The organism is Merdimmobilis hominis (genome assembly GCF_016901855.1).
Lineage (GTDB): Bacteria > Bacillota > Clostridia > Oscillospirales > Ruminococcaceae > Paludihabitans.
Window position 1 is genome coordinate 25773 of sequence record NZ_JACJKY010000001.1, and the last position, 12847, is coordinate 38619.

A 12847-nucleotide genomic window follows, 5' to 3' on the forward strand; every position below is an offset into this window, starting at 1 on the left:
CAGATCGAAAATGATGAAAAAGCATGAAAACTGCCTTTGGCAGTTTTCATGCTTTTTTTGTGCCGCTTATTTTGATTGCTTGTATTTCGGTAAAAATTATGCAATAATGAAAGAAAAGAAAGGAGCGTATATCTATGAAACAGAAAAATGATTTTCAGCGTTTGATTTTGGTGATATTGGGCGCTGTTGTGATGGCACTGAACATTAAAATATTTGTAAGAGCAGGCGATATGTTTCCCGGTGGATTCAACGGACTCACTCTGCTCATCCAGCGCACAGCCTCACAATATTTTCATATTGCGCTGCCGTTTACAGTTGTCAACCTGCTTTTGAATGCAGTTCCGGCAGTTGTGAGCTTTCGGTTTATCGGAAAACGGTTTACGCTCTATTCGTGTTTGATGATTGCATTAACCAGCGTGCTGACCGACTTGCTTCCAAGCTTTGAAATCACATCCGATCCGCTGCTGATCAGCGTGTTCGGCGGAATTATTAACGGATGTGCAATCAGTCTTTGTCTGTTTGCGAGTGCCACCAGCGGCGGAACCGATTTTATTGCGATTTTCTTTTCGGAGCGCAAAGGTATCGATACCTGGAACTATATTTTCATCGGAAATGTCGTGATGCTGGTCGTTGCCGGTTTGCTGTTTGGCTGGGAAAAATCGCTCTATTCGATCATTTTCCAGTTTGCAAGCACGCAGATTCTGCATATGCTCTATAAACGGTATCAGAAACAGACACTGCTGATTATCACCGATCATCCACAGGAGGTGTATGTGACGATTCGTGATCACACGCACCATGATGCAACGCGTTTCCACGGTGTCGGATGCTATGAAGGACAGGAAAAACATCTGTTGTATTCGGTGATTTCTGCCGACGAGGCACGCCGTACGATTGATGGCATCCGGAAGGTAGATCCAAAAGCGTTTATCAACTGTTTAAAAACAGAGCAGATCACCGGCCGGTTTTATATCCGTCCGAATGATTAAACGCAACGAGCAGTTGCCAAAAATGAATAGGAAACGTGCTTGTATCGGCACATTTGTTTTGATAAGATGAAAGAAAACGAGAGGGGGTATTCCCATGGGACTGCCGGAGAATATTTATAAACTGCGCATACGCTTTCATCTGTCACAGCAAGCATTTGCAGACGCAATGCAGGTGTCAAGACAAGCTGTTCAAAAATGGGAAACCGGAGTTTCCCAAAGTTAAAGATACCACATCAATCCCACGCGGACTTTTGCTCAACCGATACAGCCGGAGGGCTGGATAACAAGAAAAGGCGGTATGCGCCCCGTGGAGGGGTAGCGTACCGCCTTTTCTTGTGGGGGTTTCCAAAGGGGGCAACGCCCCCATTTGGCACACGACTTTGCGAAGCAAAGTGTAGTGTGTTATACGCTCTGCCGGCGTTGCCGTGAAAATGCCGTTGCCGCCGGGGAGGGCAAGGGCATTTGAAGCGGCAGGAAAACAGGGCTGTGCTTGCGTGGCGTGGAGCCGCAAGCGCAGGTCTGGACTCATCAGCAGACAGGGCGTATATGAAAGCCCCAGTTCCTCGTCCTACGCTCCAACTTGTGGACAAAGTGTCCCGAAGTTGTGGCCACACTCCCGGAAAAGTAGCAGGACAACGGGCAACCGTCAAGGCTGAAATGAACGGGTTTACACCCGGCCTTGACCTCCGCCCGCTGTCCCGCTGGATGGGTGGACAAGGCGGCCAATCCCTCAAAGTGCTTGGCCGCTCTCTTTCTGATTTTGAGGTATTCAGTTTTTCAAAATTGAATAATCAAAATAAATTTTTTCGATTGAAAAAATTTTATTTGTTATCATCTTCAATGCCATATTTTTTCTTTTGCCGAATCACATAATTACTGATTTTTTCATCATATAGTGGATACTGGTAATCCAACTGGCATGCCACTTCTGACGAAACCTCCCGGAACAATGCCATACATTGTTCAAAGGATTCCCACATATGGGGATAGGAATCCATATTATAAGTGGACATAAGTCGTTCCCACAATTCCTCTGGGACATATTGCTTCATAAATTTATAGTTTTTTCCCAAACTGAAATGAAATCCCTGTTTGATACCAATCAGCCAGGAAATCATGCGAAGCAATTCTTTTCGTACTATATCATTCATATGGTCAATAGCAAAAAGAATTTCTTTGCGGCATAAGCCCTTTACTACATATGTTGTAGTATTCCAAAATTCATTACAGCAATCGTCAAACATTCTTTGAGTAGGCTTCTGCAAGTGGTAGTCTATATCCGTTGGTATTGGCGGCTTTACGATACGGTTGTCTTTATCCAACAGTAACTTTACCAGTTTATCCCATGTAAAATACTCGTCTATCAGTTCCAGCGGCAGCAAAGTTAAATCTATCTTAACATCATCAGTAAACAGCATTAAATATGAAAATCCCTTTTCTACAGCTGGAAATAATTCCATATCTTCCGGCTTTTGCAGAATCAACCTTTCACCAAATATATCTAGCCATTTATCATCACTTGTGAAGCTGTCCATATCCGTAACAAAAAAAGTAATATCAAAATCCTGAAAATCATCAGGCGGAATATTTGTATTTGTTCTAGATCCTTCCAAAGTAACCATGCGAATGCGTTTGTCTGTTTTTGCAAAATTCAAAACAATATCATAAACTTCCTTTTCTGATCTCATTTTTATCTCCTCCAATTATTGAAATAGGTGTGAAGCCATTTTAGGGCTTTCCCGCCTTGATTACCCTTTAGCAAAGACGGGCGGGACTGTCAACGGCGGCGCATGAAATGCGCCGTTCATCTTGACCGTTGACTGGCTCGGCTGGCTTTGCTATCTTCCTGACAAATGGGAATGTCTAAGATAGTAAAGACGTCCCACATGCAACTCTTTCTTTTATTGCGGAAACCGTATCTTTAATTGTGAATGTAGTTGTGTCTATGACATTTGATTCATATACTCCCAAACCGGAAAATTGCTCCCACATTGTTTCCACTAATTCAATATTTGTTTTTCTATCTAATTTTGAGCGTTCCACAGCTCGCTTCATAGTTTCTTTTTTACTCGCTCTTAATACAATATAGTGTACCTCGTAATCTTCTTGGGCAAGAGCTTTCCATGGCTCCAAAAACCATGGCCCGACAATCCCATCTACAATTACATCATATCCGCCACGAGCATATCGCTTTGCAGCTTCTAAAAAGGCTTCAATGACAACCAGATTTTGCTCGTTGGATTCTGGCAAATGTGGTGGTATTGCGCCTTTGCTTAAGTAATGAAAAAAGTCATCGGTGTGCATATGCACTGATTTATCCATATCTGATTCCTTTGCGACAATTGACGCAGTTGTTGTTTTTCCTGTCCCCGGTGAGCCTGTAATCACAATAATTCTTCCTTGATTCATCTGTATTTTCCCTCACAATTCAAATTTATCACTTTGTTCCTGCCTGTTCAATCATTTTCTTTACTAACCGCTGAAACAGGTCGGCGGTTTCCTCGTCCATCGGTGCAAGCTGTCCGATCTGTCCGGCTATCATCGCCGTTACATCGTCAATGGAAAGCGGTTTTTGTTTCTGTTCCGCCAGTGCGTCCCGCATGGCTTGGAACATAGCGGCGGTCACAGCTTCCCCCGGCTGTTCCCCGTTGTCAATATCTTTCTTAATATCCCGCAGGATAGCCAGGAACACATTTTTGATTTTTTCAATCTCTGCTTCATGTTCCCCCATCTTTTGGGCGTTCAAAAGCTGTAAATCCTGCTTTGCTTCCGCCCGGTGTTCCGGGTGTTCTTTCATCAGGTCGGACAGGGAAGCCGTTGCCATCTCGATAAGCTGGTTTCGTGCCATTATCCCCTTTGCCGCCGTGTCCTGAAAATAAATCCGTATCAAATCTATCAGCTTGGGAAAATTCCTGTGTTCCAACAGGCGATTGAGGATTTGCACATCAACAGCACCCGTCACAAGCCCTCTTACGGCTCCCTCTGACAAGCCTAATTCAGAAATATCGTAGCTTTTACGAACGCTCACGGTGGACAAGCCCAGTATGTAGTCTGTCGATACCTTAAATTCCTTTGCCACACCTATGAGAATATCACTGCTTACCGTTCTTGTTTCGCCGCTGACAATGCGGCTCAACTGGGAAGCGGAAACGCCTATCTTCTCCGCAAGTTCCTTTTGTGTGATGTGGTTCCCGTTGCATAAATCGGAAATCCGCTGTCCGGGTGTTCCGGGTAAAGCCATAAACACGCACCTCCTCCGCATACTTCCATTATACAGAATGATTGCAAAAATGCAATTTCCAAAGTGTAAACTTCATCAAAATGCAATTCTCGCAATATTCCGGGAATTGCATTTTTTTCGTGTAGACTTAGGGTAGTTCATCGATGGACAGCACCTTGAAAACCGAATGACCGTCCGAAAAGGAATACCCCGGCTGGGGAAGCACCGCAAGGAGCCGGACTTCGGGACAAAATGTCCCGAAGCTGCGGGGAGCGTGCCAACGCCGGAACACGCCGCAGGAATGGGGCAGGAAGCCTTTTCGGGGAGAACGGCAAAGCGAAAAATGGAGGGAACGCATGAGAGATAACCCCTATAAAGACTTGCCGCCGCTGGAACGCAGGCCGGACGGTTCCCTTTACCGCATGACACCGGCGCAAAGGAAACAGGCGGCCAGCCTGATACGCCAGGAGTGCTGTTGCTGTGAGGACGGCAACTGCATTGTCCTTGATGATGGGGACACCTGCACCTGCCCGCAGACAGTTTCTTTCTCGGTCTGCTGTAAGTGGTTCCGCTGGGCGGTCTTGCCGCTGGACGGGACGCTGGAAGCGGAGATTTTCCGGGATAAGGACTTGAAACGCTGTGTGGTCTGCGGCGGTGTGTTCGTCCCCAAATCCAACCGGGCAAAATACTGCCCCGGCTGTGCCGCCAGAGTTCACAGGCGGCAGAAAACAGAAAGTGAACGGAAAAGGAGGTCTGCTGTGGACAGTTAGGAGCGAAAAAAGCCTTGATTTATTAGGCTCCGCAAGCCCCAAACCGGGGCAGGTGGTATAAAGTATCGCCCGCCCCGGAAAACGGGCTTCTAACCGTCCACAAAACACGATATGACAAACACGATTTACATTCATCAGCCGGAAAAGGCGTTCAGCTTCACCCGGCTCCCGAATTTTCTCTTTGAAGCCCCCACATTCAAGCCCCTGTCTAACGAGGCAAAGGTTCTGTACACCTTTATCCTGCGCCGGACAGAGTTATCCCGCAAGAATGGGTGGGCGGATGACTGCGGACGGATTTTCCTGTATTACCCTATCTGCGAAGTGGTTGACCTGCTCCACTGTGGGCGGCAGAAAGCGGTGAACACCCTGCGGGAACTGCAATACGCCGGACTGGTGGAGATCCAGAAGCAGGGCTGTGGAAAACCCAACCGCATTTTTCCAAAATCCTATGAAGCGGTTCCAAACACCGACTTCAAGAAATCCCGTTCTGGTACGCCGGAGGACTGAAAACCGTACCCTTGAAGTACGGAAACCGCCCCCCTAAAGTACGAAAACCGGACGGTATATAGAAATACAAAGATTAAAATGATTTATTTATATCCATTCCATTCCTATCGTATCAGAGATAATTCTGGCAGGATTTTCCCTGTGGAAAACCCAGGATAGGAAAGGAATGGGGAAAGGAGCAGAATGGCACAACACGCAATTTTGCGGTTTGAGAAGCACAAGGGCAACCCGGCAAGGCCGCTGGAAGCCCATCACGAAAGGCAGAAAGAACAATACGCCAGTAACCCCGACATTGACACAAGCCGGAGCAAATACAATTTCCATATCGTCAAGCCGGAGGGACGCTATTACCACTTCATTCAGAGCCGTATCGAGCAGGCCGGATGCCGAACCCGCAAGGACAGCACACGGTTTGTCGATACGCTGATAACCGCCAGCCCGGAGTTTTTCAAGGGGAAATCTCCAAAGGAGATACAGGCGTTCTTCCAAAGGGCGGCAGATTTCCTCATTGGCCGGGTAGGACGGGAAAATATCGTGTCGGCGGTGGTACACATGGACGAGAAAACGCCCCACCTGCATTTGACCTTTGTTCCGCTGACAAAGGACAACCGCCTGTGTGCAAAGGAGATTATCGGCAACCGGGCAAACCTGACGAAGTGGCAGGACGATTTTCACGCCTATATGGTGGTGAAATATCCCGACTTGGAGCGTGGGGAGAGTGCCAGCAAGACAGGCCGGAAGCATATCCCCACCCGGCTTTTCAAACAGGCGGTTTCCCTCTCCAAACAGGCCAGAGCCATTGAAGCCGCCCTTGACGGCATTAACCCGCTGAACGCCGGAAAGAAAAAAGAGGAAGCCCTCTTCATGCTGAAAAAGTGGTTCCCGCAGATGGAGAACTTCTCCGGGCAGTTGAAAAAGTACAAGGTCACAATCAATGACCTGCTGGAAGAAAACAAAAAGCTGGAAGCAAGGGCAAAGGCCAGTGAGCAAGGCAAGATGAAAGACCGCATGGAACGGGCAACGCTGGAAAGCGAATTACACAATCTCCGCAATTTCGTTGACCGTATCCCGCCGGAAGTGCTGGCGCAGGTGAAACGGCAACAGCGGCACACAGTAAAGGAAAGGTGATAGATATAAGCAGAAATTTTCGCCGCCCCTGTGCGGCATTGTACCTTGAAAACTGAATATGGAGGACACTGGATGGCAAAAAGCGAAAGCGATATTTTTACGCCCCGGACAGGGCAGGTCATACAAGCAGAGAACGGCACGCAGTATTTTGTATGTGGGAACAACCGTATAAAAATCTCCGAACACTTCGCCGCAGGCGGGAAGCCCCTCGGTGATCTGATTGTAGATGTGGTGCGGCATACCGCAGAAAAAGCCGCTTCAACCTGATAGCCCATCATTGATAACACGCCCACGCTTATGATATAATTGCCATAGAGCAAAAGTATTGTAAGCGTGGGTTGTTTCTTTAGAAGGAGGATTTTTACGGTGAAACAACCTTACAATACTACGATTTACAACACGGCGCTTTATATGAGATTGAGCCGGGACGATGAACTGCAAGGAGAAAGCGGGAGTATTCAGACACAACGCATGATGCTCCGGCAATATGCCGCCGAGCATGGCCTGAATGTCATAGATGAATATATCGACGATGGATGGTCTGGAACGAACTTTGCTGGGGTTAGATAGCGATACTTTTTACATCTACCATGTTGCGGCGGTCATGGTTGACAACTTGCGTCGGCTCCTGCTCGGTATCAACCTGTCCGACAAAGCTATAATGGATTTCGATTTTCCGGGTGTTGGTTTCCCGGTCTAATTCATGTATCAAAATACGGTCGATAAACTCATGGACGTTTTCATAGGTCAATTCCTGTATGTCGCTGTATTTCCCGACAATCTGAATAAACCTTGATATATCCCTTTTTCGCTCGGTAACGGTTGCGATCTGCTGTTGTAACTCGTCTATCCTTGCGGCAAGGGATTTCTTTTCGTCCTCATAGCCGGAAGTTAGAAACACAAACCGTTCATCTGTCAGTCTGCCTAATGCGTTGTCCTCATACAGCTTGCGGAAAAGCGTGTCAAGTTCGGTCATACGCGCCTGTGCTTTGAAAAGTTCCTTTTGCTGCTGCGCTAATGCCTTTCTCGCTTCCATGTCGCCGTACTCGGTAGCTTTACAGATAAAGTCCTGTTCGTGTTCCTTAACATACCGCAAAACCCGCCGCATATCTTCCAGCACTAAATCAAGAAGTACGTTTTTGCGGATATAATGAGAGGTACACTCGCTGCCTGTCCTTGCCCTGTTGCGCCATGCGCCGCAAGAATAGGAAAACTTGCGCGGCTCGATATTTACGCCCTGTTGGTAATACATCTTATGTCTGCAACCAGCGCAAAACAGCAAGCCGGAAAAAATATCAATCTCCGCTGCTTTTGTCGGGCGGTGGCGGGTAGCAATCCGCTTTTGCGCAAGTTCAAAGGTTTCCTCGTCAACAAGCGGCTCATGGGTGTTTGGGAAGAAATAGCGTTGTTCTTCTTCGTTCTTCCGGGTCTTTTTCGACTTGTAGGATACCTTGTGAGTTTTCGCGGTTATGGTATGCCCTAAATATTCCTGCCTTGCTAATATGTCATAGAGCGTTTTGTCCGGCCAAGTATAGGGGGCGATCATTGCCCGCTGATACCGCGCCTGTCCTGTACGCTGATAGCGCAACGCTCCAATCGTCAAGACTTTGTTTTCCGCAAGCCATTTTTGGATTTCGCACATACGCACGCCGCTAACAAACATAGCGAAAACCTGTTTGACAATCGGCGCGGTTTCCGGGTCGGGTATAAGGTGGTGGCGGTTGTTCGGGTCTGGGATATAGCCGTATGGATATTCCCCGTTGACGCGCTCGCCTTTTTGCGCCTGTGCCTGTTTAACTGCGCGGATTTTCTTGCTTGTGTCGCGGGCGTAAAACTCGTTAAACCAGTTCCGCAAGGGGGTAAACTCGTTATCCTCCCGCGCTGTGTCAACTCCGTCGTTGATCGCGATATAGCGTACTCCGTTTTCGGGAAATACAATCTCTATGAGTTCGCCCGTTTTCAGATAGTTTCTGCCAAGACGGGAAAGGTCTTTGGTAATGACCGTCGCCACTCGTCCGGCTTCCACTTCCTGCAACATCGCTTGCAGCCCCTCGCGCTCAAAACTCACGCCGGAAAATCCGTCGTCCACAAAAAACTTTGTGTTCAAAAAATGGTGTTCGTCCGCATAGCGTTGAAGTATCATTTTTTGGTGCTGTATGCTTCCGCTTTCTCCGGCTTGCATATCCTCTTGACTTAAACGGCAGTAAAGGGCGGTGATTTTATTCGACTGTAACATTAGTCCTCCTTTCCGACAGCCGAATAAACAGGTATAATGTGTTGCTATCATTATACCATATCCCGCCGCCTAATGCACTACTCGGACGCTAAAAATCCCGGATTTCCGGGCTTTTTCTGCAAATCCTTTACAATGAGTTTCTCAATCTTTTTATGGATTGTATCGGTTGCCTTTTCACTCGGCAACGCTTGAACAAGATAGGTGATTTTCCCTATTTTGCGTTCGGTTGTAATTGTCTGTTTTTTATCCATTAGAAAAACCTCCTTTTCCTGTATGGATAAACTATATTCGTCAAAAGGCAAAAACGGGCGGTTGTTAGCTGCAACCTCACGGGAGTTTCACCCCGGCCCATGCTTATGGGTGCGCCGCGCAATACTTTGAGGGTGTTCAACGCGGGAGTATCATTGTGCCGCCTTGTATGTCGTCGCCCACAAGCTGCTAAACCTGTTTTACGGCGCGGTAGTTCTCGCTCGACTTTTCCCCAACGGGGAAAAGCGGTCATGGCGTACCCGCCGCCCGGCTCGGTACAGACGGAATGTACCCGTTGCCTGTTATGCTGCGCACCAAAGGCCGCTTTCTTTGTCAAGGAACAATAGGCTTTGTCGGCCTGTAACAGTACACCGTTTCCGATGTGCTGTTACGGAACGACAAATAGCCCATAACGGGAAGCGTGGAAAGGGGACACGCTCCCCGCATGGGCTAAAAGATTATCCTACATGAAAAGCAAGGGTGCGGGTAATAAGGCGCACTTGCAGCCTGTTACGCATTTCCTCGTCCACATAGGAATAGGTATTGCCCGCGTCGTCTTTCAGCGTGCGGGTACAAAGTTTCGCTATGTAACCCTCGTAATGCTTCAAGATCGCGCACATGGCGGTTGTGTCGCCGTTTGCCGCTGCGGAAATGACAGGGAACGGCAACAGATTTTCAGATTTCCTAACGGTATTCATCATCTGCTTTTCCCTCCAAATACTGTTTGATTTTCGCAAGCGCGGATTTCCTGTGCCGGAAAACCGTCGTGCGTACAACATTCAGCAGTTCAGCAATTTCCGCGTCGCTCATGTCCAAGAAGTAGGACAAAAGGATAATGTCGCGTTTCCTTTCGGGCAAAGCGTTAAGGGCTTCGGCAAGCAGTTCATTTTTGACGAGTACATCAAAGCCGGACACTTGAAAACGGAAATAATCGCTTTTGTATTCGTCCGTTGTGAAAAGCTGCGCGAGTTCGCTTTCGCTCAAATCCGAAAAAGGTACTTCGCGTGCTGCGCGTTTCGCAAGAGTGCGGCGGTGGCTTTTCGCTTCGCCAACCAAAGTTTTCTTTGCTAATGCGTCGTACTGATGTTGTATTCTTTCCTTGTCGGAAGAAGATAGCTCCATAGAGTTCACCTCCTTCCCGCGTGGAGTAGAGGACGGGAGTTAAGGGCTTGTCCTCTCTGCCCCTTTCGCTCCGTACCCGTTCGGGAGATGGCTCTTGAGTGCGTTTTTCAGAAAAAAGTTGAAAAAAGCAAAATGCGCCCGTCCGCAAGACGCGGACGAGCGCAAAGGAAATGTAAGAAGTATTTAGATGTATTGACAGTTCATACTCATAGCCGGAATATCCCGCTTGCGGAGCATAGCTTTTTTTGACCGCAAAGCATTAGGCGGGTTACAGTAAATAAAAATGGACACGGCGATACCTCCCCGATACCGCCGTATCCTTAAAAAAGGGCGACTTTAATACACTACCCGCAATCCATTCTATAATAGGGAACAGCGGCTTTTGCGCAATATTAAATAAAAAAGCCGATAACACATAGGTTTTTTGACCTAATGCGTTATCGGCTCTGCGTCTATGCGTCTGGCACTTTTAATCATTTTTTTTTGAATTTATTATATGTGTTAGCTAACTGTCCACAAGCCGCGTTAATCTCTCTGCCATGAGAAACTCTCATAGTAACTTCAAGTCCTGCTTGCTCTAATTGATGTTTGAATGCAACTATTTCCCGTTTCTGTGGTGCTTTAATTCTTGAATTGCTTGTTGGGTTGTATTGTAACACGTTAATCATAACTTTTTTGCCCCGAAACCATTTTGCAAGTTGTCTTACATCTGAGGGCCGGTCATTTATACCCGGTAAAAGCAAATACGCAAAGACAATTTTGCGATTATGCCTTTCAGAATAGGATAAGGCTTGCTTAACAACATCTTCAATAGCATATATGCGCATGTGAGGAATAATACGATTTCTTGCAGATTGTGTTGCTGCGTGTAAAGATATTGTCAACTGAATTTTAAGATGTTCCTCGCGCAATTTTTTTAATTGATCGACCGGACCAACTGTTGATATGGTAATGCCGTCGGTTGGAAAGTTGAGCCCATATCTATCTCGGAGAATATGGATTGCTTTTATCAAGTTGTCATAATTGAATAAAGGCTCTCCCATACCCATAAAAACGATACGGTTTACTTTTCGACGCAACAATATAATCTGTTGTACGATTTCTGACGATGTTAGATTACGAACAAAGCCATTTCGCCCGGACTCACAAAAAATACAACCAACAGGACAACCGACTTGTGTGCTCACGCAAACAGTTCCACCATCTCGCCGCTTGATAAAAACCGTTTCAATGTATTTGTTGTCTTTCAGTTCGTAAACATACTTTTCAGTATCACTGCTTTTGCAAATATTTTTTACCAACATTGATAGATTTTTTTTGCGTGGTAATTGCTTATATAATTCTTCATATAAGGCTTTTGCTTCATTCTCGCCAATAACTTCCGACATTTCTTTGTAAGTAAATCCGTATGGATCATTCCGTACTTCCGCAGGCGTATATTTAGGTAAACGTTTCATTTTTATATCCTTTCTTCTAAATAATAAAAGTTTGTTTTTCTGTATTTTTGATTACAATCTCTAATTTTTCTACATCAATGATATGCGTCAATTTGCATTTAGGGCAGAAAAGAGGAAAATCTTTTAATACAGTATTATGAAATACTTGAACTCTCGTCTTTCCGTTACAAATCGGACATTTTATCCAATATTTTTTAAGCATTATATTTCACTCGTCCTTTTTACACAAAAAAATGCAGGTCAATCCTCAACATGAGCATTGACCTGCATTTATAATGCACAGAGCAGTACAACAAAACTAAGGCATAGCTTGCACTATGTCTATACTATATCTATACGTCGTTAGTTTTTTGTATAGCATCCGCAAAATAAGCATGACAAAAAAGCCCATGTTGAAAATGGGAAAATCCTTTTTTTCAATGCTTATCTAATACGCATGCTATGCAACATAAACGCCGCCTCCTTTTACATAAATTTTATTTTATCAGAAAATCAGTCTACTGTCAATACACAACAGGAAGTATTTAACCTAATGATATGAATTGTGTGGACATATCCAAAAAGAAAGGTGAACTGTAAAATGTAACAGGGTGAATGAAAATGGCAAAAAGACCCGTACCATTGTACGACTTTAAGGCTTTCGGGGCAGCTATAAAAGCCGCGAGAAATGAATACGGCGAGAGCCGCAAAAAGGTAAGCGACGAGTTATATATTTCCCCGCGCTACCTTGCGAATATCGAGAACAAGGGACAACAGCCGAGTTTACAGGTATTCTATGACCTTGTAACCCGGTATCATATTTCGGTAGATCAATTTTTCTTCCCGAACAGCAATGCGGAGAAATCCACCGGGCGGCGGCAGCTTGACGCGCTGCTGGACGGTAAGGTCGCTCTTTGGGGCGAAGAAACTTCACTTCCACAAATTGCCGTATAATCACTTCCAGCGGTTGCCCGTTCTTCTCGTACATAGCGAGTAGGAACATGGGCAGCATGGCAAGCACCATGCACAAAGCCGCCGTTGTCGTTCCCGCGCTGTCCTTTGTCAAAAAGAATAGCGGTAGCCCGATAGCCACCGCCGCGCCGAAACAGAGTAATTGTCTTTTGGTAAGGTTGAACATTACCTTGCTCTTGATTTTGGTTAAATCCTTTGGGACGGTTACATACGCCATT

General features: G+C 46.2%; 18 protein-coding genes and 1 pseudogene. 9 read left to right on the forward strand and 10 right to left on the reverse strand.

Features of this window, described 5'->3' with window-relative positions; translation table 11 throughout:
* The first annotated feature begins 134 nt into the window (after positions 1–134).
* The 3 genes from H6A12_RS00125 (at position 135) to H6A12_RS00135 (ending at position 1862) form a co-directional block, all read left to right on the forward strand.
* Positions 135–989 (forward strand): YitT family protein, encoded by an 855-nt coding sequence (locus H6A12_RS00125; protein ID WP_204443500.1) that lies wholly within the window; start codon positions 135–137, stop codon positions 987–989.
* 94 nt (positions 990–1083) lie between these two features.
* Positions 1084–1212, forward strand: a complete 129-nt coding sequence (locus H6A12_RS13740; RefSeq protein ID WP_204443503.1) for a helix-turn-helix domain-containing protein — start codon at positions 1084–1086, stop codon at positions 1210–1212.
* Between the two features lie 239 nt (positions 1213–1451).
* Entirely contained in the window at positions 1452–1862 is a 411-nt protein-coding gene (locus H6A12_RS00135) for a hypothetical protein (RefSeq protein WP_002334817.1), read from the forward strand.
* Here the strand turns inward: H6A12_RS00135 and H6A12_RS00140 are convergent.
* The 3 genes from H6A12_RS00140 to H6A12_RS00150 all read right to left on the reverse strand — a co-directional run bounded on the left by H6A12_RS00140 (position 1811) and on the right by H6A12_RS00150 (position 4230).
* Positions 1811–2677, reverse strand: a complete 867-nt coding sequence (locus H6A12_RS00140; protein ID WP_001255868.1) for an aminoglycoside 6-adenylyltransferase AadE — start codon at positions 2675–2677, stop codon at positions 1811–1813. The genes H6A12_RS00135 and H6A12_RS00140 overlap by 52 nt on opposite strands.
* Before the next feature lie 175 nt (positions 2678–2852).
* Positions 2853–3398 (reverse strand): AAA family ATPase, encoded by a 546-nt coding sequence (locus H6A12_RS00145; RefSeq protein WP_001071501.1) that lies wholly within the window; start codon positions 3396–3398, stop codon positions 2853–2855.
* 28 nt (positions 3399–3426) lie between these two features.
* A complete protein-coding gene (locus H6A12_RS00150; protein ID WP_204443505.1) occupies positions 3427–4230 on the reverse strand; it encodes a helix-turn-helix domain-containing protein in 804 nt (267 codons plus the stop codon).
* Positions 4231–4565: 335 nt separating this feature from the next.
* On the opposite strand from H6A12_RS00150, the gene H6A12_RS00155 reads away from it, so the two are divergent.
* The 5 genes from H6A12_RS00155 to H6A12_RS00175 all read left to right on the forward strand — a co-directional run bounded on the left by H6A12_RS00155 (position 4566) and on the right by H6A12_RS00175 (position 7184).
* Positions 4566–4979 carry a cysteine-rich VLP domain-containing protein gene (locus H6A12_RS00155; protein WP_044930679.1) on the forward strand — a complete coding sequence of 138 codons (414 nt, stop codon included), beginning with the start codon at positions 4566–4568 and terminating at the stop codon, positions 4977–4979.
* A 111-nt stretch (positions 4980–5090) separates the two neighbouring features.
* On the forward strand, positions 5091–5486 hold the full coding sequence (locus H6A12_RS00160; RefSeq protein ID WP_008395976.1) for a replication initiator protein A: 396 nt from the start codon (positions 5091–5093) through the stop codon (positions 5484–5486).
* Between the two features lie 183 nt (positions 5487–5669).
* On the forward strand, positions 5670–6614 hold the full coding sequence (gene mobV, locus H6A12_RS00165; protein WP_008395975.1) for a MobV family relaxase: 945 nt from the start codon (positions 5670–5672) through the stop codon (positions 6612–6614).
* A gap of 72 nt (positions 6615–6686) precedes the next feature.
* A complete protein-coding gene (locus H6A12_RS00170) occupies positions 6687–6881 on the forward strand; it encodes a hypothetical protein (RefSeq protein ID WP_002334813.1) in 195 nt (64 codons plus the stop codon).
* Positions 6882–6980: 99 nt separating this feature from the next.
* Positions 6981–7184 carry a recombinase family protein gene (locus tag H6A12_RS00175; RefSeq protein WP_087251790.1) on the forward strand — a complete coding sequence of 68 codons (204 nt, stop codon included), beginning with the start codon at positions 6981–6983 and terminating at the stop codon, positions 7182–7184.
* On the opposite strand, the gene H6A12_RS00180 is transcribed toward H6A12_RS00175, so the two are convergent.
* From H6A12_RS00180 to H6A12_RS00205, 6 genes are all read right to left on the reverse strand, one after another.
* Positions 7177–8850: a recombinase family protein gene (locus H6A12_RS00180; RefSeq protein WP_002604471.1), complete on the reverse strand. Its 1674-nt coding sequence runs from the start codon at positions 8848–8850 to the stop codon at positions 7177–7179. The two genes, H6A12_RS00175 and H6A12_RS00180, sit on opposite strands and share 8 nt — an antisense overlap.
* A 77-nt stretch (positions 8851–8927) precedes the next feature.
* Positions 8928–9101 (reverse strand): transposon-encoded TnpW family protein, encoded by a 174-nt coding sequence (locus tag H6A12_RS00185; protein ID WP_002604472.1) that lies wholly within the window; start codon positions 9099–9101, stop codon positions 8928–8930.
* Between the two features lie 456 nt (positions 9102–9557).
* Positions 9558–9800: a helix-turn-helix domain-containing protein gene (locus H6A12_RS00190; protein WP_002604473.1), complete on the reverse strand. Its 243-nt coding sequence runs from the start codon at positions 9798–9800 to the stop codon at positions 9558–9560.
* Positions 9784–10221, reverse strand: a complete 438-nt coding sequence (locus H6A12_RS00195; protein WP_003502131.1) for a sigma-70 family RNA polymerase sigma factor — start codon at positions 10219–10221, stop codon at positions 9784–9786. The genes H6A12_RS00190 and H6A12_RS00195 overlap by 17 nt, the downstream gene beginning before the upstream one ends.
* Before the next feature lie 473 nt (positions 10222–10694).
* On the reverse strand, positions 10695–11678 hold the full coding sequence (rlmN, locus tag H6A12_RS00200; protein WP_002584956.1) for a 23S rRNA (adenine(2503)-C(2))-methyltransferase RlmN: 984 nt from the start codon (positions 11676–11678) through the stop codon (positions 10695–10697).
* A gap of 16 nt (positions 11679–11694) precedes the next feature.
* On the reverse strand, positions 11695–11880 hold the full coding sequence (locus H6A12_RS00205) for a cysteine-rich KTR domain-containing protein (RefSeq protein ID WP_003431289.1): 186 nt from the start codon (positions 11878–11880) through the stop codon (positions 11695–11697).
* Positions 11881–12278: 398 nt separating this feature from the next.
* On the opposite strand from H6A12_RS00205, the gene H6A12_RS00210 reads away from it, so the two are divergent.
* A complete protein-coding gene (locus H6A12_RS00210; protein ID WP_204443508.1) occupies positions 12279–12611 on the forward strand; it encodes a helix-turn-helix domain-containing protein in 333 nt (110 codons plus the stop codon).
* On the opposite strand, the pseudogene H6A12_RS00215 reads toward H6A12_RS00210, so the two are convergent.
* Positions 12556–12846, reverse strand: a pseudogene (locus tag H6A12_RS00215) (PrgI family protein); the annotation flags it as partial. The gene H6A12_RS00210 and the pseudogene H6A12_RS00215 sit on opposite strands and share 56 nt — an antisense overlap.
* Position 12847: the final 1 nt, after the last annotated feature.

Bases quoted from the DNA above. Each gene is read 5' to 3' on its own strand.
- H6A12_RS00125 (WP_204443500.1), top strand. From the start codon at position 135: ATGAAACAGAAAAATGATTTTCAGCGTTTGATTTTGGTGATATTGGGC.
- H6A12_RS13740 (WP_204443503.1), top strand. From the start codon at position 1,084: ATGGGACTGCCGGAGAATATTTATAAACTGCGCATACGCTTTCATCTG.
- H6A12_RS00140 (WP_001255868.1), bottom strand. From the start codon at position 2,677: ATGAGATCAGAAAAGGAAGTTTATGATATTGTTTTGAATTTTGCAAAA.
- H6A12_RS00145 (WP_001071501.1), bottom strand. From the start codon at position 3,398: ATGAATCAAGGAAGAATTATTGTGATTACAGGCTCACCGGGGACAGGA.
- H6A12_RS00150 (WP_204443505.1), bottom strand. From the start codon at position 4,230: ATGGCTTTACCCGGAACACCCGGACAGCGGATTTCCGATTTATGCAAC.
- H6A12_RS00155 (WP_044930679.1), top strand. From the start codon at position 4,566: ATGAGAGATAACCCCTATAAAGACTTGCCGCCGCTGGAACGCAGGCCG.
- H6A12_RS00160 (WP_008395976.1), top strand. From the start codon at position 5,091: ATGACAAACACGATTTACATTCATCAGCCGGAAAAGGCGTTCAGCTTC.
- mobV (WP_008395975.1), top strand. From the start codon at position 5,670: ATGGCACAACACGCAATTTTGCGGTTTGAGAAGCACAAGGGCAACCCG.
- H6A12_RS00170 (WP_002334813.1), top strand. From the start codon at position 6,687: ATGGCAAAAAGCGAAAGCGATATTTTTACGCCCCGGACAGGGCAGGTC.
- H6A12_RS00180 (WP_002604471.1), bottom strand. From the start codon at position 8,850: ATGTTACAGTCGAATAAAATCACCGCCCTTTACTGCCGTTTAAGTCAA.
- H6A12_RS00185 (WP_002604472.1), bottom strand. From the start codon at position 9,101: ATGGATAAAAAACAGACAATTACAACCGAACGCAAAATAGGGAAAATC.
- H6A12_RS00190 (WP_002604473.1), bottom strand. From the start codon at position 9,800: ATGATGAATACCGTTAGGAAATCTGAAAATCTGTTGCCGTTCCCTGTC.
- H6A12_RS00195 (WP_003502131.1), bottom strand. From the start codon at position 10,221: ATGGAGCTATCTTCTTCCGACAAGGAAAGAATACAACATCAGTACGAC.
- rlmN (WP_002584956.1), bottom strand. From the start codon at position 11,678: ATGAAACGTTTACCTAAATATACGCCTGCGGAAGTACGGAATGATCCA.
- H6A12_RS00205 (WP_003431289.1), bottom strand. From the start codon at position 11,880: ATGCTTAAAAAATATTGGATAAAATGTCCGATTTGTAACGGAAAGACG.
- H6A12_RS00210 (WP_204443508.1), top strand. From the start codon at position 12,279: ATGGCAAAAAGACCCGTACCATTGTACGACTTTAAGGCTTTCGGGGCA.